We start from the raw sequence: 26,840 nt of genomic DNA on the forward strand, positions 1-26,840 counted from the left end.
TTCTATTGCCCCATTGAAGTATTCAGATTGTATAGGAAAGCGGGGGCGGGGCCGCTCTCATCCGTCGATACGGCTAGATGGCCGGGTCCCGGTTGACGACCGGGCCGGCGGCCGGTTACCTCTGTGTCAGGCATTCGCCGCTTCCCCGGTACGCAGTCGCACTCCCCTTCTCCGTATCCGAAAACCGTTGCAAGGAAAGGCACCATCATGACGATCGAGCAGACTCTCACCGACAAGGAACGCCTGGCAGGTCTCGACCTCGGCCAGCTCGAACAGCTGGTCGGGCTCGTCGAATACGACGGCACCCGCGACCCGTTCCCGGTCAGCGGCTGGGACGCCGTCGTCTGGGTGGTCGGCAACGCCACCCAGACCGCCCACTACTTCCAATCCGCCTTCGGGATGACCCTCGTCGCCTACTCCGGACCGACCACCGGCAACCGCGACCACCACAGCTTCGTCCTCGAATCCGGCGCCGTCCGGTTCGTCATCAACGGCGCCGTCGACCCGCAGAGCCCGCTGATCGAACACCACCGCACCCACGGCGACGGCGTCGTCGACATCGCCCTCGCCGTCCCCGACGTCGACAAGTGCATCGCCCACGCCCGCGCCCAGGGCGCCACCATCCTCGACGAACCCCACGAGATCACCGACGAGCACGGCACCGTCCGCCTCGCCGCGATCGCCACCTACGGCGACACCCGCCACACCCTCGTCGACCGCAGCCGCTACACCGGCCCCTACCTGCCCGGCTACCAGGAGCGGACCTCCACCCACACCAAACGCGACGGCGCCCCCAAACGGCTGTTCCAGGCCCTCGACCACGTCGTCGGCAACGTCGAACTCGGCCGGATGGACCACTGGGTCGACTTCTACAACCGGGTCATGGGCTTCACCAACATGGCCGAATTCGTCGGCGAGGACATCGCCACCGACTACTCCGCACTGATGTCGAAGGTCGTCTCCAACGGCAACCACCGCGTCAAGTTCCCCCTCAACGAGCCCGCGGTCGCGAAGAAACGCTCCCAGATCGACGAATACCTCGACTTCTACGGCGGCCCCGGCGCCCAGCACCTGGCCCTGGCCACCAACGACATCCTCACCGCCGTGGACCGGCTCACCGCCGAGGGTGTCGAATTCCTGGCCACCCCCGACTCCTACTACGAGGACCCCGAACTGCGGGCCCGGATCGGCAACGTCCGCGCCCCGATCGAGGAACTGCAGAAACGCGGCATCCTCGTCGACCGCGACGAAGACGGGTACCTGCTGCAGATCTTCACCAAACCCCTCGTCGACCGGCCCACCGTGTTCTTCGAACTCATCGAACGCCACGGCTCCCTCGGCTTCGGCATCGGCAACTTCAAAGCCCTCTTCGAAGCCATCGAACGCGAACAAGCCGCCCGCGGAAACTTCTGAGCGTTCAGCGCACTCGCGGGATCTTGCGGGTGCTGACGGCGATGCGATTCCACGCATTGATCGTGAGCACCAGCGAGATGAGCTGGGCCAGTTCGGTCTCGTCGAAATGCTCCTCCGCCTCCTCGTACACCGAGTCCGGGACGAAGCCGTCGGTCAGCACGGTGATCGACTCGGCGAGGGCGAGCGCGGCGCGCTCCTTGTCGGTGTACAGGCCGTGCATTTCCTCCCACGCGCCGAGCAGGAACAGCTTCTGTTCGCTGATGCCGATCTTGCGGGCATCGGCGGTGTGCATGTCGATGCACCACGCGCAGTGGTTGATCTGGGAGCACCGGGTGAGCACCAGTTCGACGAGTTCCGGGTCGAGGCCCTGCCGGGCGGCGGCGTCGAGGGCGATCATCGCCTTGTAGACGGCGGGGGCCTTGCGGGCGAGGTCGACTCGGGTCTTGCGCTCTGTTGTGGTCATAGGAGAACAGTAGGCGCGAAATAGCCCATCGCCATGGTTCAATTCGGGCATGGAATCTTGGGCCAATTTGGGTCTGGGCCGCGACCTTCACCTCGACCTGCCCGCCGGTGGACGGTCTTCCGGTGTGCGCGCCACGCTGGTGTCCGCGCTGCGTGAGTCGATTCGCTCGGGACGGCTCGTCGCGGGTACCACCCTCCCGCCGTCCCGCGCGCTGGCCCTCGACCTCGGCGTCGCCCGCAACACCGTCGCCGACGCGTACTCCGAACTCGTCGCGGAGGGGTGGCTCACGGCGCGGCAGGGATCGGGCACTCGGGTCGCCGATCGGGCAGGCGAGCCCGCCAACCGCTCGCACACCCGCTCGGCGGCCGCACCCCGGCCCGAGTGGAGTCTGCTGCCCGGTTCGCCCGACGTCGCGGAGTTTCCACGTGCCGCCTGGATGGCGTCCGCGCGCCGGGCACTCACCGCGGCACCCCACGACGCGTTCGGTCCGGGCGATCCGCGGGGCCGCCCCGAATTGCGCCGCGCGGTCGCCGAATACCTCTCCCGCGCTCGAGGGGTCCGCACCGATCCCGACCGCATCGTGGTCTGTGCGAGTTCGGGGCACGGACTGTGGTTGCTCGCCCGCGCCGTGCAGGGACCGGTCGCCGTCGAAGGGTACGGGCTGCACTTTCATCGCGAACTGCTCGGCGACGCCGGCGCCGTCACCGTGCCCCTGCACCTCGACGCCCACGGCGCGCAGCCCCCGGACGCGACGGGTACGCGCCTGTCCGCGGCACTGCTCACCCCGGCCCACCAGTTCCCCACCGGAGGTCCGCTCCACCCGAGCAGGAGAACGGCTTTCGTGGAATGGGCGCGCACGACCGGGGGGATCGTGATCGAGGACGACTACGACGGGGAGTTCCGGTACGACCGCCAGCCCGTCGGCGCCCTGCAGGGTCTGGCCCCCGAACAGGTGGCGTACCTGGGCACCGTGAGCAAGACCCTCTCTCCCGCCATCCGGGTGGGGTGGATGGTGTTGCCGGAACGCCTGATCGACGACGTCCTGGCCGTCAAGGGTATATACGAGAGGTGGGTCAGCGCGACGGACCAGCTGACCCTGGCGGACTTCATCGAGCGGGGCGCATTCGACCGGCACGTCCGCAGGATGCGCACCCTGTACCGCCGCCGGCGCGACACCCTCGTCGAGACGCTCGCCGCGCGTGCACCGCACGTGCACGTCACCGGCATCGCGGCCGGTCTGCACGCCGTCCTCGAACTTCCGGCCGGGACCGAGGCGCCCACTCTCGGCCGGGCCGCGGCCCTCGGTCTCGCGGTGGAGGGCCTGCGCACGTTCCGTCACCCGGACGGTCCCGCGGACCGGCCGGACGGGCTCGTCGTCGGCTACAGCACGCCGTCGTCCGCCCGTTTCGCCGCCACGCTCGACGCCCTGTGCCGCGCGCTGCCCACTCCGTGAGCAGAATTTCCTATGGGACTGGTCGGAATGCGCGTCGTGCGGTTACAGTCTGATCCGTGACCGAATCCGGAGTGATCGACTCAGGCGAGCTGCTGACGCGGCGCCGCCACGTCGATTTCGCACTGGTGTGTACCTCGGGGTGTCCGATCTCCTGATCGGACCCGTCCCGGCGTGATGTTCTCCCACGCCGGGTTGTCTCTGCACACCCACGTTTTCGAAGGATTCGTAACTCGTGACCACTGCATCCGTTTCACATCTCACGTCCGTCATCAGTGCCACCCGCGACGCCGTGTCGCAGGATTCCGCGAACGCCCACGTCGTCTTCACCGCCTCCGCGCAGGCCCACGACGCCGTCGCGAGCACCGTCTCGCTCGGCAAGTACAGCGTCGAGGTGGACGAGCCGCCCGCGCTCGGCGGCGAGCACTCCGCCGCCAATCCCGTGGAGTACTACCTGGCTTCACTGCTCTCCTGCCAGGTGGTGACGTACCGCTTCTGGGCCGAGAAACTCGGTGTCCGTGTCGACGACATCTCGGCGCGCGCGGAGGGCGACCTCGACGTGCGCGGATTCTTCGGCTTCGACGACGCCGTCCGCCCCGGATTCGGCGAGGTGCGCGTCGTCGTGACGCTGACCGGCCCGGAACCGCGGGAGCGCTACCTCGAACTGCAGGAAGCGGTCGACGCGCACTGCCCCGTCCTCGACCTCACCCGCAATCCGACCCCGGTCCACACCGTGGTCGAAACACTCACCGGCGACAACTGATTCATCACATCCACTGCACCGAATCCGGAGGACTCCACTCGTGACCGAGAGCATCGATCCCACCGCCAACTGGTCGTTCGAGACCAAGCAGATCCACGCCGGGCAGACGTCCGACGCGACCACCAAGGCGCGGGCGCTGCCGATATACCAGACCACCTCGTACACGTTCGACAGCACCGATCACGCTGCCGCGCTGTTCGGTCTGGCCGAACCGGGCAACATCTACACCCGCATCATGAACCCCACCCAGGACGCGGTCGAGCAGCGCATCGCCGCTCTCGAAGGCGGCGTCGCCGCCCTGCTGCTGTCGTCCGGGCAGGCCGCGGAAACCTTTGCGGTACTGAACCTCGCGGAGGCCGGCGACCACATCGTCTCCAGCCCGTACCTGTACGGCGGCACGTACAACCTCTTCCACTACACGCTGCCCAAGCTCGGCATCGAGGTCTCGTTCGTCGAGGATCCGGACGACCTCGAGCAGTGGCGCAGCGCCGTCCGCCCGAACACCAAGGCGTTCTACGGTGAGACGATCGCCAACCCGAAGAACCACATCCTGGACATCCCGGGAATCTCGAAGGTGGGCCACGACAACGGGATCCCGCTGATCGTCGACAACACGGTGGCCACACCGTATCTGCTGCAGCCGCTGAAGCACGGGGCGGACATCGTGGTGCACTCGGCCACCAAGTACCTCGGCGGCCACGGCACGGCCATCGCAGGCGTCATCGTCGACGGCGGCACGTTCGACTGGACCCAGGGCAGGCACGGCAACTTCACCACCCCGGACCCGAGCTACCACGGCGTCGTGTTCGCGGACCTCGGCGCCCCGGCCTACGCACTGAAGGCACGCGTGCAGTTGCTACGCGACCTCGGCTCGGCGGTCGCCCCGTTCAACGCGTTCCTCATCGCCCAGGGCATCGAGACCCTCAGCCTGCGGGTGGAGCGGCACGTCGCCAACGCACAGAAGGTCGCCGAGTTCCTCGAGGCGCGCGCGGACGTGACGTCCGTGTCGTACGCGGGTCTGGCGTCCTCGCAGTGGCACGAGCGCGCACGGCAGCTCACCCCGAAGGGTCCGGGTGCGATCGTGACGTTCGAACTGGCGGGCGGCGTCGACGCCGGCAAGAAGTTCGTCAACGCGCTCACCCTGCACAGCCACGTCGCGAACATCGGTGACGTGCGCTCGCTGGTGATCCACCCGGCGTCGACGACGCACTCGCAGCTCACCCCGGAGGAGCAACTCGCTGCCGGTGTGACGCCCGGACTGGTCCGCCTCGCCGTCGGCATCGAGGGGATCGACGACATCCTCGCCGACCTCGAGACCGGATTCGCCGCGGCCGCAGTCTGATCCGGTGCCGGGAGGCCGAGACTCGGCCTCCCGGTGTTCAGATCATCGCGCGCATCATTCCCTGCGGTTCGCCGCCGAGCTGGGTGAGTGCGCTCGCGTGGTTGGTAGGCCCTGGCACGTGGACCGCGTGCGCGAGACCGGCGTGCGCGTCCCGCCAGAACCGTTGCATCGGAGTCTTGTAGTGCAGCGCGCCACCGCCGGCGCGCGCGAAGATCTCGTCCACGGCACGCACCGCACGCCAGGCCGCGGCGATCTGGGTGCGGCGTCCGATCGCACGCTCCTCGAACGTGACCTCCTTGCCCGCGTCGACCTTGTCGTAGAACCGGTCGGCGGTCTCGATGAGCGAGACCCGGGACGCCTTGATCTCCGCGGCGGATTCCCCGATCGCACTGAGGACGTACGGGTCCTCCCTGATCTTCTGGCCCGTGATCGCGACACGGTCCTTCTGCACGGCGATGTGGCAGGCCAGCGCGCCCTCGGTGATGCCGATGACGGCGGCGGTGATGCCGAGCGGGAACATGCACGAGTAAGGCATGTTGAACAGCGGTTCCGGTCTGCCCGCTTCCTTCTGCGCCCGCCCGTCCATCACCTTCGACGCGCTCAGCGTCCGGTAACCGGGGACGAACGCCCCTTCGACGATCACGTCCTTGCTGCCCGTTCCGCGCAGTCCGATGACGTCCCACGTGTCCTCGACGATCTGGTAGTCGCTGCGCGGCAGGATCACGTGCAGCGACGACGGCGGCAGCGCGATGCCGCCCTCACCGTCGCCGACCATCGCACCGAGGAACGCCCACTGACAGTGGTCGGTGCCCGACGAGAACGACCACCGGCCGTTCAGGACGTATCCGCCGTCGACCGGTGTCGCGACACCCATGGGCGCGTACGGCGACGCCATCCACGTGTCGTTGTCCTCGCCCCAGATCTCCTCCTGCACCCGCGGGGCGGCGAACGCCAGTTCCCACGGGTGCACGCCGACGATCCCGGCGACCCACCCGCTCGCGCCGTCGAGTGCGGCGATCCCCATCACGGTCTCGGCGAACTCGCGGGGGTGCACCTCGAGGCCGCCGTACAGCTTGGGCTGCAGCAGCCGGATCGCCCCGGAGTCGCGCAGGAGGCCGGCGGCGGTGTCGGTGAGCCGGCACTCCGTCTCCGACCGGACGGCTTGCCCGCGAATCTCCTCGGCGACGGCTTCGATTCTGTCGAGAACCTGACCCATCGAGACTCCCCTTCCGCCGTGACTCGAACACATCGTGAGTAGAACACGTTCTAGTCAATATAGCCCCGGCGTGCCGATTCGGAACCGATCCACACTCCGCACTTGAAAGTTCGTAGCACCTAAATCTATAGTGCGGAGATACGAATCAGCAGGTAGATCCCGCGACCATGATCAGGAGCTCCGTGAGCATCGAGGCCCCCAGCCCTCTCCTCCCGCGCCGCAGGCGGTCCCGCAAGGGCAGTCTCCGAACGGTCGCGCTCCTCGGACCGGCCTTCGTGGCGGCCATCGCGTACGTCGACCCCGGCAACGTGGCCGCCAACCTCACCGCGGGCGCGAAGTACGGGTACCTGCTCGTCTGGGTGCTCGTGCTCGCCAATGCCATGGCCGTGCTGGTGCAATACCTGTCCGCCAAGCTCGGCCTCGTCACCGGAAAATCGCTGCCGGAGATGCTGGGCACGCGCCTGCGGACCGGCAACCGTCGCGCGTTCTGGTTGCAGGCGGAGGCGATGGCGATCGCCACCGACCTCGCCGAGGTGATCGGCGGCGCGATCGCGCTCAATCTCCTGTTCGGCGTCCCCCTGTTCGTCGGCGGCCTCATCACGGGTGTCGTGTCGATGGGCATCCTGTCGATCCAGAGCCGCCGCGGTCAGCGGACGTTCGAGTTCGTCGTGATCGGCCTCCTCACGATCATCACCGTCGGGTTCCTCACCGGACTCGCTTTCACCGACGTGTCGGGCCCGGACGCACTCGCCGGCCTCGTGCCGCGGTTCGAGGGCACCGAGACGGTGCTGCTCGCCGCGAGCATGCTCGGCGCCACCGTGATGCCGCACGCGATCTACCTCCACTCCGCCCTCGCCCGCGACCGGCACGGGAACGACCTCGAAGGCCCCCGCCTCGCGCGGCTGCTGCGGGTCACGAAGTGGGACGTGGTCGGTGCGCTGATCGTGGCGGGTGCCGTGAACATCGGCATGCTGCTGCTCGCCGCGTCGGCCCTGCGCGGCATTCCCGGCACCGATTCGATCGATGGCGCGCACGCCGCCATCCAGAACTCGCTCGGCCCCACCGTCGCGGTCATCTTCGCCGTGGGCCTGCTGGCGTCCGGTCTGGCCTCCACGTCGATCGGCTGCGCGGCCGGCTCCGAGATCATGTACGGACTGCTGTCGATGCGCATTCCGCTGCTGCTGCGCCGGGTGGTCACCCTGATCCCCGCGCTGGTCGTGCTGGCGGCCGGCGTCGACCCCACGTTCGCGCTGGTCCTCAGTCAGGTGGTCCTCAGCCTGTGCATCCCGTTCGCAGTCGTCCCCCTTGTGCGGATGACGTCCGACCGCGACCTGATGGGCGTCCACCGCAACGCGACGGCCACCACGGTCGCCGCCTGGGTGGCGGCGGCGCTGATCGTCGTGCTCAACGTGTCGCTGCTCTGGCTGACGTTCACGGGTTGAGACCGGATCGTTCGTGCCGCGGCGCGCCGGACACGACACGCTGCAGGGCCTGCAGGTCCTCCGACAGCATCCGGAACATCCAGTAGGCCCCGAGGAACGCGACGACGCTGCCGACGCACAGGACGCGGAGCGCGACGATGACCCGGGGCATGTCCTCCGGCGGAATGAACGTGGCTCCCGCGACCCCGAGCAGCGGCACGGCGGCGGCCGCGGCGAGGAAGAACGTGCTGCGCCGCCCCAGCCGCCGCAGCATCCGGGCGTCCGAGGCACTGATCTCGCCGTGCCGCAGGAAGACCGGGTAGAGGCAGCGCACGGCGTAGAAGTTCACGAAGAAGAACGGGTAGACCACGGCGATCGCCCCGCAGACCAGCTGTGACGCGGTGAAGTGGACGACGGTGTTCCACGGAACCTCACTGCCGCTCACCTCCAGCGTGATCGGCACGATGATGCCGGTGACCACCCACAGCCCGAGGCACAGCAGGGCGCACCGCTGGCCGAGCAGCAGAGTGTCCTTGCGGGCACGCGCGAGTTGCGCGCCCGAGTACACCCGCCCCCGGCGCAGACCGGCCGCCACCACCGTCAGGTAGATCACCATCGACACGGTGCCCACGGTCCCGATCAGGAACGCGATCGTGTAGTCGATCCGGGTGATCCGCACGAAGTTCTCCTGCGCGTCGGGCGGCAGCTTGCTGATGATCAGGGTGCTGTTGTGGTGGTAGCTGTAGAGGATGGCCAGGAAATTGGGAACGGCGATGGCCAGGAACATGATCGGGTGCGTCCACCGGCGCATCCGCAGGCGCCAGCTCCCCGGCGGCGGGTCGACCAGATCGCGGGCGTGGGCGTCGAGGCAGACGTCGAGCTGCTGGGCGAGTTCGGCGCCGGAGGAGTACCGGTCCTTCGGTTCCGGTGCCAGCGATTTGAGCAGCACCCGCCGCAGCGCGTTCGGGCAGTCGGCGGGCAGTTCGCCCGCAGCCGGTTCGTCGTGTCCCCGGCGCCGCGCGAGCATCGCGTCGAGGGTGGTGCGGTCGCCGGGCGGGTGGGAGTGCAACTCGGCGTCGCTGTCGTCGAAAGGCCTTGCGCCGGTCAGCAACTCCCACAGGACGACGGCGAGCGAGTACAGGTCGCTGCGGGTGTCGAGGTCGCCGGGGGTCCCCGGCCGGTCCGGGTGGATCGCCTCGAGCTGTTCCGGTGACATGTAGGCCAGCGAACCGCCGAAATAGGCGACCGGACTGGCACCGGCGATGTTGCCGCTGAAACTGATGTTGAAATCGGCCAGCTTCGGGACACCCTCCGCCGTCAGCAGCACGTTGGCGGGTTTGACGTCGCGGTGCAGTACGCCGTGCGCGCCCGCGTAGTCGAGGGCGTGCGCGAGCCTGCGGCCGAGCCAGGCCACCGTCTCGGGCCAGGTCAGCGTCGCGATCTCCTGGCGCACCCCGGATTCGCTGGGCCGGATCTCGCCCCGGCCGACCAGCGCCCGGTCGATCGCGTCCAGCAGCACGGCGCCGCTGCGCGATTCCGGCGGCGTCTCCCGCACCCGCGCGACCACGTCGAGCAGCGTTCCCCCCGGCACGTACTGCATGTACAGCAGTCGCAGGTCGCGGCCCGCGAGAAGTCGCTGATCGAAGACCCGGACGATGTAGTCGTGGTCGAACTGGGCCAGGGTCTGCGGTTCGGTGCCGTGATCCTCGGAGATCTTCACCGCGACCATCCGCTGCAGCGACCGCTGCCGGGCGAGGAACACCCGCGCGAACGCGCCCCGGCCGAGGAGGGTCACGAGGTCGAAGTCGTCGATCCGACGGCCGACCTCGAGGTCGTCGAGCGCGCCTGCATCCCCTGCGGACACCGTCGACGCCGGTTCCCCGCGGTGGAGCAGGGTGCTCTGGTATTCGCCGGTGCCGAGCAGTTCTTCGAGTTCGTCCGCCTGCGCCGGGAAGCTCAGCGTGTATTCGCTCGCCTCGACCGGCTCGCCGCTGCGCTGCCGGATGTGGAACTCCTCGTACAGCAGGTCCGGTGGCAGCGGCCACCGCCGCAGTTCGGGCAGCTCCTCGCAGTACTGCGCCAGCCGCTTCGGGTGGTCGCCGCGCAGCCAGCGCTTCTCCAGGTCGACCTTGATCAGTTCGACGAGCGTGACCCGGCGGAGTGCTGGAGAGACGGGCAGATACGCGACCAGATCGGGTGCGGACGACGAGGACTCCCAGGCACTGGCGAAGCGCGCGACGGCGTCGCCGACCGCCGTGTCCGACACCCAGGCCTGCTCGGAAGCGGCCGGTGAACCTCGCCGGGAGGGCATGAAAGCCATGGTAGCTGGCCATGCCCGTCCGACTACTGCAGTTCCGACACCGGGGTCGACGGGTCGATGGTGACGCCGATCCGCGTCAGATTGCCGTGCAGCACTTGCCAGATCGACACCTCGAGGAACTCGGCGAGGTCGTCGCTGCCGAGCGGCGACTGCGGGTTGCTCAGCCACCTGTTGACGCTGGCGTCGACGAGTCCCACCAACCCGAACGCCAGCGACTCGGCGAGATCGGAGTTGCCGGCGACCGCGTCGAGGACAGTGGCGAGCAGACCCGACAGCTGGAGCGCGATCGCGGTCTTCGTGCCCGTCACCACACGCGAACCGGTGGTGCGCCTGCTCGGCGATCCAGTGCCGAGGAACTGGTGGAGCCGCGGGTATTCCACGATCCACCGCAGGTACGTCTCGACCGCGCGCGCGATCGCCTCGCCGACGGTCCCCTCGGGGGTCAACGTGGGAGCGAGGTCCGCCATCAGCCGTTCGATGATGCGGCCGCGCAACTGCTCGTCGAGGTCGCCGCGATCGGTGAAGATCCGGTAGACCACCGACCGCGGCACGTCGGCGCGGTTCGCGATCTGCTGGACGCCCACGTCGGGGCCGTCCTCGTTGATGGCCTCCATCGCGGCTTCGAGAATCCGGCTGCGGCGTTCCGCCTTGTGGTCCTCCCAGCGCGTGGCGCGGCCATCACCCTGGGGCGACGCGGCGGTTTCCACTTTGTCCGGCATCGCCCATACGTTACCCATCCGACTGTTGACTGGACAGGATGTCTCACTTACTTTGGTGGGACAGGGTGTCACACACACATTTTCCGGACTCAGGGAGCCGCAATGGGTAACAGGGTGTTCGTCGTCGGCGTCGGGATGACGAAATTCGAGAAACCGGGTGCACGCGAGTGGGACTACCCCGACATGGCGCGGGAGGCAGGCGGGCGGGCGCTCGAGGACGCGGGCGTCGAGTACGGCCTCGTGGAGCAGGCGTACGTCGGATACGTGTACGGCGAGTCGACGTCCGGGCAGCGGGCCGTCTACGAACTCGGCCTCACCGGAATTCCCATCGTCAACGTCAACAACAACTGTTCGACGGGGTCGACCGCGCTCTACCTGGCCACCCAAGCGGTCCGCAGCGGTCAGGTCGACTGCGCGCTCGCGCTGGGCTTCGAGAAGATGCAGGCCGGTTCGCTCGGGTCGACGTACGACGACCGGGAACAGCCGATGATGCGCCACCTCCTCGCGCTCGCCGAACTGCAGGAGTTCGCGATGCCGCCCGCCCCGTACATGTTCGGCGCCGCAGGCAAGGAACACATGGAACGGTTCGGGACCACGGCGGAACAGTTCGCCAGGATCGGCGTGAAGAACCACCGCCACTCACAGAACAACCCGTACGCCCAATTCCAGGACGAGTACACGCTCGACGAGATCCTCGGCTCGAAGCCGATCTACGGGCCGCTCACCAAACTGCAGTGCTCCCCCACCTCGGACGGCTCCGGCGCGGTCGTCGTGGTGAGCGAGAAGTTCGTCGACGAGCACGACCTCGCCGGGCAGGCCGTGGAAATCGTCGGCCAGTCCATGGTCACCGACCTCCCGAGCACGTTCGAGGACCGTAGCGCGATCAGCCTGGTCGGCGCCGACATGACCCGCACGGCCGCGGCCCGGGTGTACGAACAGGCGGGCATCGGACCGGACGACATCGACGTCATCGAACTCCACGACTGCTTCTCCACCAACGAACTGCTGACGTACGAGGCGCTCGGCCTGTGCGGCGAGGGCGAGGGCGGCAAACTCGTCGACAACGACGACACCACGTACGGCGGCCGCTGGGTGGTCAACCCGTCCGGCGGCCTCATCTCCAAGGGCCACCCGCTCGGGGCCACCGGACTCGCCCAGTGCAGCGAACTCACCTGGCAACTCCGGGGCACCGCCGGCAAGCGGCAGGTCGACGGCGCCGCGGTGGCCCTGCAACACAACATCGGTCTCGGCGGCGCCGTCGTCGTCACCGCCTACCGCGCACTCTGAAACTTCCCTCCCCCAATTTCTTTCACCTCGAGCACCAGGAGTACATCATGGCTTCCGTTTCCGTCGCAGCGTCCCTGCCCGCCTCCCCCGACAAGGCGTGGGACGCGCTGTCCAACCTGTCCCGATGGGAAGAGTGGCTCACCATCCACCAGTCCTGGAAGAGCGAGATCCCCACCCAGGTGGCACTCGGTTCGAAGTTCACCGAGGTCGTCTCCGTGATGGGCATGGCCAACAAGATCGAGTGGACCGTCACCGAGGTGCAGGTGCCCGAGATGGTGAAGATCTCCGGCACCGGCATGGCCGGGGTGACCGTCGAATTCACCCTGAAGGTCGAAGCGGACGGCGCCGGGTCCAAGGCGATCATCGACGCGAGTTTCACCGGCACGATGATCGTCGGCCCCATCGGCAAGGCCGTCGCCAAGAACGCCAAGGCGGATCTGGAGGCGTCCCTCGCGGGGTTCGCGGACATGGTGGGCTGATCCGCGTATGACCACCCCCACAGTCGAATTCGACACGAGCGGCCTCGGCGAGTGGACCGATTCGCAACGGTTCGAGGTCACCGCCGAGCGCATCGCCGAGTACGCCGCGGCCACCAACGATCCCATCGAACGCCACCTCGCGGGCGAGGTCGCGCCCCCGGTGTTCGCCGTCGTCCCCGCGTTCACGTCGATGGCACCGGCCGCACTGTCCGTCGCCCCGGTCGAATTGCTCATGAAACTCGTGCACGGCGAACAGGATTTCCACTTCCACCGCCCGATCCGGCCCGGCGACAACCTCGTGGTCCGCGCGAAGCCGATCGGTTTCGAGGGTCGCGCGAACGGATCCACCGTCGTCGTCTACGTCGAAACCGTCACGGATGACGGCGAACTGGTCAACGAGCAGTGGATGACCGCGTTCTTCCGGAAGGTCGACGCGGGCGCGGGCCTCGGCGAACAGGCGCCCGGACACCGGTTCGACGAGACGCTGCGCGGGCAGGCTCCCGTCGCGTCGATCACCCAGCACATAGACGAGGACCAGACGTTCCGGTATTCGCCCGCCTCCGGTGATCCGATGCCGATCCACCTGGACGACGAGATCGCCCGGATGTCCGGCCTTCCCGGAATCATCAACCACGGCCTGTGCACCATGGCGTTCACGTCGTGGGCGGCGCTCACCGAACTCGCCGACGGCCGGGTCGAACGCCTCCGCCGTCTCGCGGTGCGGTTCGCGAAACCCGTCCTGCCCGGCCAGGATATCGCCACGCAGTTCCGGCAGGTCGCCGAATCCACCGGCGGGACGACGTCGTACGCCTACGAGACCGCCGTCGGCGACGAACTCGTCATCAAGGACGGCCTCGCCGTCATCGCGGACACAGAAACCTAGGAGCACGCACATGGGAACACTCGACGGACGGGTAGCCGTCGTCACCGGCGCCGGACGCGGAATCGGCCGGGAGCACGCACTGCTCTTCGCACGCGAGGGCGCTGCGGTGGTCGTCAACGATCTCGGCGGCGCCAACGACGGCACCGGTGCGGACGCAGGCCCCGCGCAGCAGGTGGTCGACGAGATCGTCGCCGCGGGCGGCAGCGCGACCGCGAACACCGACAACGTCGCGTCCTGGGACGGCGCCGAAGCCCTCGTGAACCAGGCGGTGAGCGAATTCGGCCGGCTCGACGTCCTGGTCAACAACGCGGGCATCCTGCGGGACGCGTTCATCGCGGGCATGACCGAAAGCCAGTGGGACGCCGTCATCGCCGTGCACCTCAAGGGCCACGCCGCCACGCTGCACCACGCGGCCGCGTACTGGAAGGCACGGACCAAGGCCGGCGAGACCGTGAACGCGTCCGTGATCAACACCGCGTCGGCGTCGGGCACGTTCATGCCCAACGCCGGTCAGGGCAACTACGGCGCCGCGAAGGCCGGGATCGCCGCACTCACCCTGGTCGCGGCGGACGAACTCGAACGCTACGGCGTGCGGGTCAACGCGATCGCCCCGATCGCCCGCACCCGGCTCACACTGGCCACCCCCGGCATGGGCGCGCTGTTCGCCGAGGAGGTGCCGGAGGGCGAGTTCGACGCGTTCAGCCCCGCCAACATCTCCCCGCTCGTCGCGCGTCTCGCCGACGCGAACTGCAAGATCACCGGCAAGGTGTTCGCCGTGCAGGGCGGGGCCATCTCCGAACTCGCCGGCTGGCACGACGTCACGACCATCGAAAGCGACGGCCCGTGGACCGTCGCCGACCTCGCCGACCGGCTCGGCTGAAGGGCTCCGACATGGCCAAGAACACGTACGAGCTCGGGCTCGGACTGACCGAGGAACACCGGGCCCTCGCCGACTCGGTCCGCTCCTTCGCCGAACGCACCATCACCCCGGATCACGTCCGGTCCGCGGTCGAGTCCAAGAGCGAGGACAAGTTCCCGCCGTTCTGGGAGGCGCTGGTCGGCCAGGACCTGCTGGGGCTGCACGTCCCCGAGGACAAGGGCGGTCACGGCGCCGGGCTCCTCACGCTGGCGGTGGCGCTCGAGGCGCTCGGACGCACCGCCGCCCCGGGCCCGTTCGTCCCGACCGCACTGTCCGCCGCCCTCGTGGCGGCCGCGGATTCCAAGGTCGGCATCGAACTGCTTCCCGGTCTCGTCGACGGATCGCGCACCGCCGCAGTCGCGTTGGGCCGCCCGCTCGACGCGTCGGCGCACGACGGCGGGTACCACGTCACCGGTGTCGCGGACGCCGTCCTCGGCGGCGGACACGCCGACACCGTGCTGCTCCCGATCACCGTCGGCGACGACGTGCGCTGGGCCGTCGTCGATTCCGCGGACGTCACCGTCACGGTGCAGGACAGCATCGACGTGCTCCGCGGTTCGGCACGGATCACGGCCGAGAACGTCCGGGTGAGTTCCGACCGGATCCTCGACGGGCTCACCGAGCAGCGCGTCCGGTCCGTCGCCACCGTGATCCTCGGCGCGGAGGCGATCGGCGTGATGTCCTGGTGCGTGTCCACCGCGTCCGAGTACGCGAAGACCCGGGTGCAGTTCGGGCGTCCGATCGGCCAGTTCCAGGGCGTCAAGCACAAGTGTGCGCACATGGGCATCGCCCTGGAGAAGGCGCGCGCGGTGTTGTGGGACGCCGCCTCCGCCCTCGACAACGGCGACGACACCGCCGATTTCGCCGCGGACATCGCCGCCGTCGTCGTCCCGGATGCCGCAGTGCAGTGCGCGCAGGACTGCATCCAGGTCCACGGAGGCATCGGCTTCACCTGGGAACACGACGCGCACCTGTACTACCGCCGCGCACTGGCGATCCGGGGGCTCCTCGGCACCCGCGCAGAGCGGGCGGGCCGCGTGGCCGACCAGTCGCTGGCCGGCACCGCCCGCACGTCCGAACTGGAACTGCCGGACGAGGCCGAGACGATCCGCGCCGAGGTGCGGGCAGCGCTCGCCCCGCTGGTCGGCCTCGACGAGGACGACCAGTTGATCGCGCTCGGCGACGGCGGGTGGGTGCAGCCGCACCTGCCGAAGCCGTACGGGCGCAGCGCATCCCCGCTCGAGCAGATCGTCATCGCCCAGGAGATCAAGACGGCGGGCATCCCGATGCCGCAGTTGCTGATGGGCGGCTGGGCGGTGCAGGCCGTCGTCGCCCACGGCACCGACGCGCAGAAACGGGATCTCGCCGTCCCCACGCTGCGGGGAGACCTGGTGTGGTGCCAGCTGTTCAGCGAGCCGGGGGCCGGTTCCGACCTCGCGTCGCTGACGACGAAGGCCGAGAAGGTCGACGGCGGCTGGAAGGTGACCGGGCAGAAGATCTGGACCACGGTCGCGCAGTTCTCCGACTGGGCCATGCTGATCGCCCGCACCGACCCTGCCAAGCCGAAGCACGAGGGCATCACGTACTTCGTGCTGGACATGTCGATACCGGGCGTGACCGTCCGGCCGTTGCGCGAGATGACCGGGTCGGCCCTGTTCAACGAGGTCTTCCTCGACGACGTGTTCATCCCCGACGAGAACGTGGTCGGGACCGTGAACGACGGCTGGAACGTGGCGCGCACGACCCTCGCAGGCGAGCGGGTGGCGCTGAGCCAGAAGATGGAGGCCTACGCCACCGACAAGGATCTGCTGCAGTTCGCCCGCGGCCGGGACCTCGGCCCGCTGGGCCGGCTCCGCGTCGGCGAACTGGTCGCCGAGAGCCAGGCCGTCGACCTGATCGGTTCCCGCATCGTGCTGAAGCAACTGTCGGGGACGGACGTAAGCACCACGTCGAGCGTCGGAAAGCTGCTCGGCATGGGGCTCGGACAGTCGATCGCGGAGTTCGTCGTCGCCGAACTGGGGGCGGCGGGCGCCGTGAGCATTCCGGGTGAGCCGAGCGACAAGGCGATGGAGCAGTTGATCGCCGGCCGCGCCACCACCATCTACGGCGGCACCACCGAGGTGCAGCTGAACGTGATCGGCGAGCGCATGCTCGGACTGCCCCGCGACGCGCAGGGGGTGTCGTGACCGGCGGGCCGCTGAGCGGGCTGACCGTCGTCGAGATCGCGAGTCTCGCGCCCGCGCCGTTCGGGTGCATGATCCTCGCCGATCTCGGTGCGGACGTGATCCGGGTGGAGCGGGCCGGTGACGGCGGCACCGGGTTGATGGCGCCGTCGGGTGTGCTCGACCGCGGGCGACGGTCGATCGCGGTGAACCTGCGCACCCCGGAGGGACTGGAGGCGGTTCTGCGACTCGTCGAGGGCGCCGACATCCTGGTCGAGGGTTTCCGTCCCGGCGTCGCGGAACGTCTGGGCATCGGTCCCGACGACTGCCTGTCCCGCAACCCTGCCCTGGTCTACGGGCGGATGACGGGCTGGGGTCAGGACGGACCGCTCGCACCGCGGGCCGGGCACGACATCAACTACATCGCGCTCGCGGGCGCGCTCGACCCTATCGGGCGCGCCGGCGAGCGGCCGGTACCACCGCTGAACCTGTTGGGCGACTTCGGCGGTGGCGGTCTGATGTTGACGATGGGAATCCTGGCCGCGCTGCACGAGCGCACGCGGTCGGGCCGCGGTCAGGTGGTGGACGCGTCCATGGTCGACGGCGCGGCGCTGCTGACGGCGTTCGTCCACGGGATGAACGCCGCCGGACTGTGGCAGGAGGGTCGCGGGCAGAACGTCCTCGACGGGGCCGCCGCGTTCTACGACACCTACGAGTGCGCCGACGGCCTGCACGTGGCGGTCGGGTGCGTCGAACCACACTTCTACGGCGAACTCCTCGACGTGCTCGGGCTGTCGGGCGAGGATCTGCCGTTGCAGTACGACCTCGACGCGGCGCCGGAACTGAAGGCGCGGATCGCGGACGTGTTCGCGACCCGGCCGCGGGACGAGTGGGCGGCGCTGTTCACCGATTCCGACGCGTGCGTGTCGCCCGTCCTCTCGCCGTGGGAGGCCCACGAGCATCCCCACAACAAGGAGCGGGAGACGTTCGTCGAGGTGGGCGGCATCCGCCAGCCCGCACCGGCGCCTCGCTTCAGCCGCACCCCGGCGCCCGTTCCCCGTCCCGCCCCGAGGCCCGGGCAGGACACGGACGCGATCCTCGCGCGGGCCGGCTACGACGCGGCGGCCATCGAGCAACTGCGCTCCGCCGGCGCCGTCGAGTAGGCGGCGGGGCCCTATCCGCGATCGGTGCCCGGCGGGAAGCCACCGGTCGCGATGGGTCCCCACTCGTCGATGGTGATCCGGATCAGGCTCTTGTTCTGCTTCCGCATGGCGTCCCGGTACTCGTCCCAGTCGGGATGCTCACCGGAGATGCCGCGGAAGTACTCCACCAGCGGTTCGAGCGCGTCGGGCAGGTCCAGCACCTCGGCGGTGCCGTCGATCTGCACGTACGCGCCGTTGAACTCGTCGGACAGCACGCACACGCTCACGGCGGAGTCGTGCCGCACGTTCGCGGCCTTGGCGCGCTGCGGGTAGGTGGCGACGACGATCCGGCCCTCCGAGTCGAGTCCCGACGTGACCGGGGAGATCTGCAGGCCGCCGGAGCGTTTCCGGGTGATCAGCACGCTGCGATGGCGCGGGCGGACGAAGTCGAGCAACTCTTCCCTCGTGACACGGTCTGCGGTGGCGACGGCCATGGTGCACCTCTCCTCTGCTGCGGTGGTTCTTCCCGGACTCACACTAGGCCCCGGGCCAGTCCTCAGACGTCTGAGGACTGTGCTAGCGTCGCCCCATGGCCGCACGTCCCACCCTCCGCAGCGGACCGCTGGTCCCCCAGCTCGAGGAACTCCTCACCGCCCGGATCCGGGACGGCGAGTGGACGCTCGGCGCCCGCATCCCCAGCGAGGCCGAACTGGCCACCGAACTGGGCGTCGGCCGGTCCTCCGTCCGCGAAGCCGTTCGCCTGCTCGCCCGCGACGGCCTGCTCGACGTGCGGCACGGCGTCGGCACGTTCGTCGCGCGACCCCCCACGAGCGGTGCGGGACTGGGGAAGCTGCTGCGCCGCGCCCGCCTGCTCGAGGTGTACGAGGTGCGGCGCGCCCTCGAGATCGAGGCCGCCCGGCTCGCCGCGGAACGCGCACGCCCCGAAGATCTCCGGCGGCTGCGCGAACAGCTGTCCACCCGGCACGACAGCACCACCTCGTCGACCGCCGTCTTCGTCGCCGCCGACCTCGACTTCCACGCCGCGATCCTGGAGATCGCCGGCAACTCGATCCTGTCCGCCCTGTTCGATTCGATCCGGCCGCTCCTCGTCGACGCGCTGGCCGAACTCGTCGACCACGAGCCGGGACGGCCCGACACCAGCTGCGCCCACGACGATCTGGTGCGCGCACTGGAATCCGGCGACGCCGAGGCGGCCGTCGCCGCCACCGCAGCCAACCTCGACCCGACCATGTCGATTCTGCGGAAAGGCGGAAATCAGTGACCACCCCCGATTCGGTCGTCAGCATCGAACACGTCGACCTCGTGCGGAGCGGACGGTATCTGCTCAGCGACATCAGCCTCCGCATAGAACGCGGCCAGCACTGGGTGTTACTCGGCGCGAACGGCGCCGGCAAGAGCACGATGCTGAGCATGCTCGGCGCAGTCGCGCACCCGACGCGTGGCACCGTCCGCGTCCTCGGCCACCAACTGGGCCGCGTCGACATGCGCGAATTGCGCGCCCACATCGGGCACGTGAACCCGCGCTACCGGATCGACGCGCCTCTGACGGTGCGCGACGTCGTGCTCACCGGCCTCACCAACACACCCGACTTCCCACCGCGGTGGTCGCCGTCCGCGGAGCAGATCGCCCGCGCCGACGAACTGGTCGCCTCCCTCGGCATGCAGAAGCACGCGGACGCCCTGTGGCCCAACCTGTCCCAGGGTGAGCGCGGCCGCGCCCTCATCGCACGGGCCCTGATGGCGGAACCGCAACTGCTCCTGCTCGACGAGCCCGCCACCGGACTCGACCTCGCGGCGCGCGAACAACTCCTCACTGCCCTCGACGAACTGCGCGAAAGCTACCCCAGCCTCGCCAGCATCCTCGTCACCCACCACCTCGAGGAAATCCCCACCACCACGACCCACGCCGTCCTCATCCGCGACGGCCAGGTGATCGCACAGGGCGACGTCGCGGACGTCCTCACCACCGCCACCATCAGCGAATGCTTCGACCACCCCATCGAAATCCACCGGCAACGCGGCCGGTGGGTCGCACAGACGCGTGTCCCCGAGCCGGTCGGATAGCCGACTGCGGACCGTCACTCACCACAGCCGCACACGGATTGGTCAGATTCCCGCGCAATTGCGCGTGATTCCAGCAAATCGGTCCGCAAACAGCGTGCGGGGTCCCGGTTACTCGCACGAGCGGACGGGATGCGCGGCCAGCAGTTCCTTCGCCCGGCTGCGGGCGGCGTTGTACTCGTACCACTCCGACTCGCCGCTGACCTGCCGGTCGAGTCGGTACAGGGCGCAGGATCGTTCGGGTTCCGGCAGCCGGTCGAGGGCGGGGACGGCGTCGACGGACAGCGAACCGAGGTAGCTCACGTCGATTCGCCCGGTGTCGCCGAACCGCTCCACGTTCTTCCTGGCCACGTACGCGTCCGGGTCGATCGCGGCGACGAGCAGCACCCCGCCCACCGCGGACGCCAGGACGGCGCGCGGCAGCCACCGCCCAGACAACCGCACGCCCGCTACGATCAGCAGCACGAACACCAGGCCCAGCCACAGTTCGGTGACCAGCACCGTCACCCGCAGTCGCGTGTACCCGTACTGGCTCTCGTACAACGACATCCGGTGGATCGCCGACGCGACGACGACGAGCGACAAACCGCACAGCAGTCCGAGCAGCACCCGCACGAGCACCCGGTCCGCGACCTCCACCCGCGACGCCTTCCGCACCGCGACGGCGATCACCAGCAGCGTCAGCGCGGTCACCGCCAGTAACTGCCAGAAACCCTGTCGCGCATATTCGGCGTACGTCAGGTCGGCCGTGGTCAGCACGTGCGTGTTCCCGCCGAACAGCACCGTCAGCTGCACCGCGACGAATCCGAGGAACAGCAGATCCAGCAGTGCCAGCGGGATCGCCCACTCCCACCGGGCAACCGGGTGTCCCGGCCGCGGGGCGAGCGCATCGACGCGGGGTGTTCGCCGCAGCAGGTACGCGGCGCCCAGGGTCCCGCCGCACACCAGAACGCCGAGCACGAACCGCCCGAACGGATTCGACACGTGGACGGTCGGTGCGGCCCGGCCGAGCAGTGCGGCGAAACCCGCGTCCGCGCCGGCGAACAGCGAACCGAACACCAGCAGCAATACGACGGTCATGGCGGCGACCCCGAACACGCGGCCCACGGGCACCGTCCCGGTCGCGTGCCACCGCCGCGCGCCCCGGCGCGTCCACCGCACCACCCGCAGCGGGGTGAACCACAACGCGAACGACCCGGCGGCCAGACCCGTCCACGTGCGTCCGCCGACGAGGGCGAACGATCCCACCACCCAACTCAGCGCCACGCAGACCGCGGCGAGCCAGCCCGCACCGCGCACACTGAGCACGGCCAGCAGGGCGAGGGCGCCGAGGATCGCGGCGGCCTGCGTGGCTGTCGGCATCGTTCTGCGCGTCGCGAACACGGCGACCGCCACCACTGTGCCGGTCAGGACGTACCCGAGACCGACCACCGTGACCTGCAGGGTCAGGGCCGCGACGACACCCGCCGCCACTGCCCCGAGAACGATCGGGCGCGGCGCCATCGATGTCCGATCGCGGCGCCAGGCCTGTCTCGGCCAGAAGTCGCGCCGGGTGGGCACTGCGGGTTGCGGGGGTGCGATGGTCATGGGTCCCTCCCTGGTTGTCGCTGCCGGATGAAGGCAGGCGTCATCGCGGGACGTCGTGTCCCGGTTGTGAAGCTGTGGTCAGGCGGCGGGCAGACTCACCCGGATGCAGCAGCCCTCGGCCGTGTCGAGAACCTCGATGTGGCCGTCGTGGAGATCCACCGCCCAGCGGGCGATGGCGAGGCCGAGGCCCGTCCCGCCGTCGGTGGAGCCGCCGCGGGTGAACCGTTCGAACACCCGGGACCGCTCGCCGGGTGCGATACCGGGCCCGTCGTCCTCCACCTCGAGGACCACGCCGCCGGCGTCCGGCCGGGCACGGACCACCACCTCGGTGCGGGCGGGGCCGTGCCGGAACGCGTTGTCCACCAGGTTCGCCACCACCTGGTGCAGTCGGGCGGTGTCCGCGTCGGCGCGCAGGTGCGGCGGCTGAACGTCGACGGTCACCCGCCGGGGGTCCTCCGACTGCCGCACCACGTCGTCGAGGAACTCGCGGACCGGAAAGATCTCCCGCTCGAGTTGCACCGCACCGCCTTCCACTCTCGACAGGTCGAGCAATTCGGCGACGAGGCGGCCGAGCCGCTCGGTCTGATCGAGCGCCACCCGCATCCGGGCCGGGTCGGGCTGCTCCACCCCGTCGACGACGTTCTCGAGCAGTGCCTGCAGAGCGGAGATCGGGGTGCGCAGTTCGTGCGAGACGTTGCCGATCAGTTCGCGGCGATACCGGTCGGCGGCCTCGAGATCCTCCGCCATCTGGTTGAACGCGCGGGCCAGTTCCCCGATCTCGTCGCGCGACGTCGACCGCACCCGGCGCGAATAGTCGCCGGTCGCCATCGCACGGGCGGCGGCCGTCATCGACCGCAGCGGAGACGTCATGCCGTGCGCGAGGATCTGCGTCACGGCCAGCGACACCAGCAACGCCAGGACGAGCGCGTACCGGAACGGCCAGCGAGCAGTCACCCAGAACATCAGCGACGCGAAGAACAGCGCCGCCACGACGAGAAGACCCGTCTTCACCTTGAACGATCGCAGCGGATCGAGAGGTCGGGGCATCCTGTCCAGGATCCGGCCCGCGGTCACCGCTGCACGTCCAGTGCGTAGCCGACTCCGTGCACGGTGCGGATCAGATCGCCGCCGAGTTTCCGGCGCAGCGCCTTCACGTGACTGTCGACGGTGCGGCTACCCGCCCCGTCGCCCCACCCCCACACCTCGGCGAGGAGCGATTCCCGGGCAATCGCCGCCCGCGGCCGGGAAGCGAAGTACGCGAGCAGGTCGAATTCGGTTCGTGTCAGATGAATTTCGTCGGCTCCGCGCCGGACGCGCCGCTCGACGAGGTCCACCTCGAGGTCGCCGACCGCCAGTCCACCCGGTTCGGCAGGCACGGTCTCGTGGGCGCGATCGGCCCGTCGCAGCAGTGCGTGCACCCGCGCCACCAGCACCCGCATGCTGAACGGTTTGCTCAGGTAGTCGTCGGCGCCCACGCCGAGACCGATCAGCATGTCCGTCTCGTCGGCGCGCGCGGTGAGCATCAGCACCGGAACCGGACGCGACGCCTGGACCCGACGGCAGACCTCGAGACCGTCGAAACCCGGCAGCATCACGTCCAGCACCAGCACGTCGGGCGACGACGCCTCGCACACCGCGACCGCGGTAGGACCGTCCGACGCGGTCACGACGTCGAAGCCCTCCGCACGCAACCGCGCCGCGACCGCCTCGCAGATCGTCGCCTCGTCGTCGACGACGAGCACTCTTCGCTGGCTCATTCCCCGACTGTATTGCGCGCACGTGCGGATCCCGGGCAGAGCCTGTGAAGATTCTGTGCAGGTTTGCCGGCGACAACACCGCGGGGTGGTGGATACACACCCTGGGGTGCCTGTCGAACGCCTCGGCCGCGGCGCAAGGTTGGTCTATCAGCCCAGCTGGGAACCGCAAACTCACCGGAGGCACCCCATCGTCCACACCGCAACCCGCATCGCGATCGGCGCAACCGCCGCCCTCACGTTCTCCCTCGCCGGAGCCGCAGCGATCGTTCTTGCCGGTGGACACACCGAGGGGGCTCCCACCCCGAGCCAGGAAAGGAGCATCTCGCAGCAACCGGCGCCGGCACTCGCGACGCCCCCGAGCCGGATCGTCGTCGCGGACCCCGGCCATTCGGCGGAATCCGTGAACCCGGTGGAACCCTGGAACCCCGTCGAACCCGTCAATCCTGTCGAACCGGTCAATCCTGTCGAACCCGGGAACCCCGTGTACCCCGGCTACTCGACCGAGACCGAAGCGGCCGCACCGGGACCGGAGGTCGCGCCGCCGGCACCGCCCGTCTACCAGGAGCCGGTCGTGGAGGAGCCGGTCGTGGAGGAGCCGGTCGTGGTCGACCCCGTTGTCCCGCCGAAGGGTCCGTTCGACGGACCGGGCCAGGTCGAACCGGGCGTGCTCGATCCCGAAACCAATCCGTTCCCCGTCGGTGGCGGCCCGAAGCCCGCCCCGCCCGTGGTCCCGCAGGCACCCGGCGGAGTCGGCCCCGTCGGCGGCGGAACCGTCGTCAGTCCCTGATCACCGGAGGTTGTTCACACCATGTCCCCCATCAAGACCCGCATCGCGATCGGCGCAGGCGCGGCGTTCGTCCTCTCCGTCGTCGGCGCGGCCGGGATCGCCGTGGCAGGCGGAGCTGCGCCTCCGGTCGCCGACGTGAGTATCACCGAACAGCAGCGTGACGTGGACACGGAGTCCACACCCCTCCCGGTCTTCACTCCCCCGGCGCTGAACACCCCCACGCAGGAATCGCCCGGATCATTCGACACCGCGGCGGTGGACCCCTTCGAGCCGGCGCCCTGGCGGTATTAGGACTCCACCTCGACGTCTTCGGGTGACTTGTCGTCCCGGAGCCCACGCCAGCTGGGGTGCCGCAGTCTTCGCGAGCCGGTCCAATCCATGAACCGCACCTCCGCGACGAGGGTGGGGGTCACCCACACGGCCCCCTTGCGGTCGGCGGTGGGCAGATCTTCGACGAACGGGCTGGTGTCGGTTTCGAGCGGTCCCAGGGTGGATGCGAGTTCCTGCAGATCCCGTTCGGTGAACCCGGTTCCGACGCGTCCGATGTAGCGCAGGCCGTCGTTCTCGGGGACGCCGAGCAGCACCGAACCGATGCCGCTGGACCGCCCGCCCTGACCGCGGCGCCACCCGCCGATCACGGCTTCCTGTGTGCGCCAGTTCTTCACCTTGATCCAGCTCGACCCCCGCTTGCCCGGCAGGTACACGGATTCGCGGCGTTTGGCCACCACACCTTCCCACCCCTTGCCGCGACTCTCGTCCAGGGCTTCCTGCGCGGACCCGTACAGTTGCGGCGGCACGTCCAGGTCGTCGACCTTGGCCGCCAGCGCCTCGAGGACGCGGCGCCGGTCGGTGTACTTCTTGCGCAGCAACGACACTCCGTCGAGGTACAGCACGTCGAACGCGAGGAAGTGCGGCTCGTTGCCCTGCTGCAGCAGACCGAAGTTCGCGACACCCCGCTCGTCGAACGCGACCACTTCGCCGTCCAGGACCACCTCGTGGTCTTCGAGAGAATCTGCCAGCCAACCCAATTGCGCGTAGTCCCCGGTCTTGTCGTTGCCCGCGCGGCTCGTCATCTTCAGCTCGCCGCCACTGATCTCGGCGATCACCCTGATGCCGTCCCACTTCCCCTCGAAAGCCCACTCGTCGGCGTCGAGGCCGTCGAGGGTGCCGGGGCTCGCGAGCATCGGCGACAACCCGCGCGGCAGTTCCGACGACCGCGACCCGCCCGGCGTCTGGTCCTTCATCAGGTGCATCAGCCACTGGTCGCCCTTCGTGCGGATCAGCGCGAACCGGCCCTCCACCTGCTCACCGTGCAACTGGACGATCACCTCGTCGTCCCGCCACTTCTCGGTGTCGTACGTGCCCGTGTCCCAGATGGTCATCTGGCCGCCCCCATACTCGCCCTTCGGGATGCTCCCGGAGAACGTGAGGTATTCGAGCGGATGGTCCTCGGTGTGCACGGCCAGGCGATTCTCCCCCGTCGTCGTCGGCACGTTCTTCGGCACCGCCCACGACACGAGAACCCCGTCCCGTTCCAGTCGCAGGTCGTAATGGAGCCGCCGGGCGTGATGTTCCTGGATGACGAAGCTGTTGCCGTTCCCCGGCTGCACCGTGTGCGGCATCGGCTCGGGTGTCCGTCCGGGATCACGCTTGCGGCGGTACTCGGCGAGGGCGGCGGCGTCCTCGAGCGGCGGATCGAGTCCGGCGAGCAGATCGCCGTCCGACTCCCACCGTTCGAGCACTTCCTCGAACCGCAGCTGCCGGAGGTCGGGGTCGTCGAGTTCGTCCCAGCTGCGCGGCGCCGCGACGTACGGCTGGGAGCGCCCGCGCAGCGAGTACGGGGCGATGGTCGTCTTGGACGGATTGTTCTGGCTCCAGTCGACGAATACCTTGCCCGCGCGCACCGCCTTGGCCATGGTCGCGGTGACGAGTTCGGGGCGCAGTTTCTCCAGTCCCGTCGCCACCTGCTTCGCGACGGTCGACGCGCCCGAACCGTCCAGCTTCCGGTCGAGCGGCACGTACAGGTGAATGCCCTTGCTGCCGCTGGTGACCGGGTACGCGGTCCAGCCGAGGTTCGCGACCAGGTCGCGCACGGCCCGTGCCACCTCCGCGCATTCGGCGAGACCCACACCGGGTCCGGGGTCGAGGTCGAAGACGATGCGGGTCGCCGGACCCCGATGCGACCCGTCGAACCGCCACTGCGGCACATGCAGTTCGAGTGCGGCCTGCTGTCCCGCCCACACGAGGGCCGCGACCGAGTTCAGAAGCGGGTAGTGCACGGAACGATCCGAGTGCTCGAGTGCGCGGCGCTCCAGCCATCCCGGTGCGGAGGCCGCGAGGTTCTTCTCGAAGAACGGCTCGCTGTCCACCCCGTTGGGCCAGCGTTTGCGGGTGGCGGGACGGTCCACGACGTGCGGCAGCATGGCCGGCGCGATCCGCGAGTAGTAGTCGATCACCTCACCCTTCGCGGTGCCCGACTCCGGGTAGAGGACCTTGCCGAGGTTGGTCAGGGACAGGCGATGCCCTTCGACCGTCAGTTGCCGAGTTCCCGCTGTGGCCACGCGTTCCTCCCTCCGCCAATACATACATATTGTGCGCCGCGCGGCCGCTTCGCTGGCCGGATCGCCACCCGCCAGGCAAGATGACGG

24 protein-coding genes are annotated in these 26,840 nt (G+C 69.3%); 15 read left to right on the forward strand and 9 right to left on the reverse strand.

Annotated features, from left to right (window positions below):
- The first annotated feature begins 207 nt into the window (after positions 1–207).
- Positions 208–1,413 (forward strand): 4-hydroxyphenylpyruvate dioxygenase, encoded by a 1,206-nt coding sequence (gene hppD / locus JWS13_RS16660; RefSeq protein WP_206006628.1) that lies wholly within the window; start codon positions 208–210, stop codon positions 1,411–1,413.
- A 4-nt stretch (positions 1,414–1,417) separates the two neighbouring features.
- Here hppD and JWS13_RS16665 read toward each other — a convergent pair whose 3' ends face one another.
- Positions 1,418–1,876, reverse strand: coding sequence for a carboxymuconolactone decarboxylase family protein (locus JWS13_RS16665; RefSeq protein ID WP_206006629.1), 459 nt, complete (start codon positions 1,874–1,876; stop codon positions 1,418–1,420).
- A 49-nt stretch (positions 1,877–1,925) separates the two neighbouring features.
- Here JWS13_RS16665 and pdxR point away from each other — a divergent pair, with 49 nt between their 5' ends.
- The 3 genes from pdxR (at position 1,926) to JWS13_RS16680 (ending at position 5,431) form a co-directional block, all read left to right on the forward strand.
- Positions 1,926–3,329: a MocR-like pyridoxine biosynthesis transcription factor PdxR gene (gene pdxR, locus JWS13_RS16670; RefSeq protein ID WP_206006630.1), complete on the forward strand. Its 1,404-nt coding sequence runs from the start codon at positions 1,926–1,928 to the stop codon at positions 3,327–3,329.
- Between the two features lie 232 nt (positions 3,330–3,561).
- A complete protein-coding gene (locus JWS13_RS16675) occupies positions 3,562–4,089 on the forward strand; it encodes an OsmC family protein (protein ID WP_087556852.1) in 528 nt (175 codons plus the stop codon).
- A 40-nt stretch (positions 4,090–4,129) separates the two neighbouring features.
- Positions 4,130–5,431, forward strand: coding sequence for a bifunctional o-acetylhomoserine/o-acetylserine sulfhydrylase (locus JWS13_RS16680; RefSeq protein WP_206006631.1), 1,302 nt, complete (start codon positions 4,130–4,132; stop codon positions 5,429–5,431).
- 37 nt (positions 5,432–5,468) lie between these two features.
- Here the strand turns inward: JWS13_RS16680 and JWS13_RS16685 are convergent, their stop codons facing one another.
- Positions 5,469–6,647: an acyl-CoA dehydrogenase family protein gene (locus JWS13_RS16685; RefSeq protein ID WP_206006632.1), complete on the reverse strand. Its 1,179-nt coding sequence runs from the start codon at positions 6,645–6,647 to the stop codon at positions 5,469–5,471.
- A 167-nt stretch (positions 6,648–6,814) separates the two neighbouring features.
- Between JWS13_RS16685 and JWS13_RS16690 the strand changes: the two genes are divergently transcribed.
- Positions 6,815–8,089, forward strand: coding sequence for an Nramp family divalent metal transporter (locus tag JWS13_RS16690; RefSeq protein WP_206006633.1), 1,275 nt, complete (start codon positions 6,815–6,817; stop codon positions 8,087–8,089).
- Here JWS13_RS16690 and JWS13_RS16695 read toward each other — a convergent pair.
- On the reverse strand, positions 8,079–10,379 hold the full coding sequence (locus tag JWS13_RS16695) for a serine/threonine-protein kinase (protein WP_420855007.1): 2,301 nt from the start codon (positions 10,377–10,379) through the stop codon (positions 8,079–8,081). The genes JWS13_RS16690 and JWS13_RS16695 overlap by 11 nt on opposite strands.
- A 32-nt stretch (positions 10,380–10,411) precedes the next feature.
- Positions 10,412–11,107 (reverse strand): TetR/AcrR family transcriptional regulator, encoded by a 696-nt coding sequence (locus JWS13_RS16700; RefSeq protein WP_087556856.1) that lies wholly within the window; start codon positions 11,105–11,107, stop codon positions 10,412–10,414.
- A gap of 102 nt (positions 11,108–11,209) precedes the next feature.
- Between JWS13_RS16700 and JWS13_RS16705 the strand changes: the two genes are divergently transcribed.
- From JWS13_RS16705 to JWS13_RS16730, 6 genes are read left to right on the forward strand one after another with little or no spacing between them, the layout of a single operon-like run.
- The gene (locus JWS13_RS16705) at positions 11,210–12,394 is read left to right on the forward strand and encodes a lipid-transfer protein (protein WP_206006634.1); all 1,185 of its coding nucleotides are present in this window, start codon (positions 11,210–11,212) and stop codon (positions 12,392–12,394) included.
- Positions 12,395–12,441: 47 nt separating this feature from the next.
- Positions 12,442–12,873 carry a type II toxin-antitoxin system Rv0910 family toxin gene (locus JWS13_RS16710; protein WP_206006635.1) on the forward strand — a complete coding sequence of 144 codons (432 nt, stop codon included), beginning with the start codon at positions 12,442–12,444 and terminating at the stop codon, positions 12,871–12,873.
- A gap of 7 nt (positions 12,874–12,880) precedes the next feature.
- Entirely contained in the window at positions 12,881–13,756 is an 876-nt protein-coding gene (locus tag JWS13_RS16715) for a MaoC/PaaZ C-terminal domain-containing protein (RefSeq protein ID WP_206006636.1), read from the forward strand.
- 10 nt (positions 13,757–13,766) lie between these two features.
- Entirely contained in the window at positions 13,767–14,636 is an 870-nt protein-coding gene (locus tag JWS13_RS16720) for an SDR family oxidoreductase (protein ID WP_206006637.1), read from the forward strand.
- An 11-nt stretch (positions 14,637–14,647) separates the two neighbouring features.
- Entirely contained in the window at positions 14,648–16,861 is a 2,214-nt protein-coding gene (locus tag JWS13_RS16725) for an acyl-CoA dehydrogenase family protein (RefSeq protein WP_206006638.1), read from the forward strand.
- Positions 16,858–18,000 (forward strand): CaiB/BaiF CoA transferase family protein, encoded by a 1,143-nt coding sequence (locus JWS13_RS16730; RefSeq protein WP_206006639.1) that lies wholly within the window; start codon positions 16,858–16,860, stop codon positions 17,998–18,000. Before JWS13_RS16725 ends, JWS13_RS16730 begins: the two co-directional genes overlap by 4 nt.
- 11 nt (positions 18,001–18,011) lie before the next feature.
- Here the strand turns inward: JWS13_RS16730 and JWS13_RS16735 are convergent, their stop codons facing one another.
- Positions 18,012–18,473 carry a PPOX class F420-dependent oxidoreductase gene (locus JWS13_RS16735; RefSeq protein WP_206006640.1) on the reverse strand — a complete coding sequence of 154 codons (462 nt, stop codon included), beginning with the start codon at positions 18,471–18,473 and terminating at the stop codon, positions 18,012–18,014.
- A 95-nt stretch (positions 18,474–18,568) separates the two neighbouring features.
- Here JWS13_RS16735 and JWS13_RS16740 point away from each other — a divergent pair, with 95 nt between their 5' ends.
- Positions 18,569–19,261 (forward strand): FadR/GntR family transcriptional regulator, encoded by a 693-nt coding sequence (locus JWS13_RS16740; protein ID WP_206006641.1) that lies wholly within the window; start codon positions 18,569–18,571, stop codon positions 19,259–19,261.
- Positions 19,258–20,064 (forward strand): ABC transporter ATP-binding protein, encoded by an 807-nt coding sequence (locus JWS13_RS16745; protein WP_206006642.1) that lies wholly within the window; start codon positions 19,258–19,260, stop codon positions 20,062–20,064. Before JWS13_RS16740 ends, JWS13_RS16745 begins: the two co-directional genes overlap by 4 nt.
- A 108-nt stretch (positions 20,065–20,172) precedes the next feature.
- Here the strand turns inward: JWS13_RS16745 and JWS13_RS16750 are convergent, their stop codons facing one another.
- The 3 genes from JWS13_RS16750 to JWS13_RS16760 all read right to left on the reverse strand — a co-directional run bounded on the left by JWS13_RS16750 (position 20,173) and on the right by JWS13_RS16760 (position 23,405).
- Positions 20,173–21,648 (reverse strand): DUF4153 domain-containing protein, encoded by a 1,476-nt coding sequence (locus JWS13_RS16750; RefSeq protein ID WP_206006643.1) that lies wholly within the window; start codon positions 21,646–21,648, stop codon positions 20,173–20,175.
- Positions 21,649–21,726: 78 nt separating this feature from the next.
- Complete coding sequence (locus JWS13_RS16755; RefSeq protein WP_206006644.1) at positions 21,727–22,695, reverse strand: HAMP domain-containing sensor histidine kinase; 969 nt, start codon at positions 22,693–22,695, stop codon at positions 21,727–21,729.
- A 23-nt stretch (positions 22,696–22,718) separates the two neighbouring features.
- Positions 22,719–23,405 carry a response regulator transcription factor gene (locus JWS13_RS16760; protein ID WP_206006645.1) on the reverse strand — a complete coding sequence of 229 codons (687 nt, stop codon included), beginning with the start codon at positions 23,403–23,405 and terminating at the stop codon, positions 22,719–22,721.
- 106 nt (positions 23,406–23,511) lie between these two features.
- Here JWS13_RS16760 and JWS13_RS16765 point away from each other — a divergent pair, with 106 nt between their 5' ends.
- Together JWS13_RS16765 and JWS13_RS16770 are read left to right on the forward strand one after the other, a co-directional pair.
- Positions 23,512–24,192, forward strand: a complete 681-nt coding sequence (locus tag JWS13_RS16765; protein ID WP_241032229.1) for a hypothetical protein — start codon at positions 23,512–23,514, stop codon at positions 24,190–24,192.
- Positions 24,193–24,213: 21 nt separating this feature from the next.
- Positions 24,214–24,483, forward strand: coding sequence for a hypothetical protein (locus JWS13_RS16770; RefSeq protein WP_206006646.1), 270 nt, complete (start codon positions 24,214–24,216; stop codon positions 24,481–24,483).
- On the opposite strand, the gene JWS13_RS16775 is transcribed toward JWS13_RS16770, so the two are convergent.
- Complete coding sequence (locus tag JWS13_RS16775) at positions 24,480–26,753, reverse strand: ATP-dependent DNA ligase (RefSeq protein ID WP_476748554.1); 2,274 nt, start codon at positions 26,751–26,753, stop codon at positions 24,480–24,482. The genes JWS13_RS16770 and JWS13_RS16775 overlap by 4 nt on opposite strands.
- Positions 26,754–26,840: the final 87 nt, after the last annotated feature.

The organism is Rhodococcus pseudokoreensis (assembly GCF_017068395.1).
Taxonomy (GTDB): domain Bacteria; phylum Actinomycetota; class Actinomycetes; order Mycobacteriales; family Mycobacteriaceae; genus Rhodococcus_F; species Rhodococcus_F pseudokoreensis.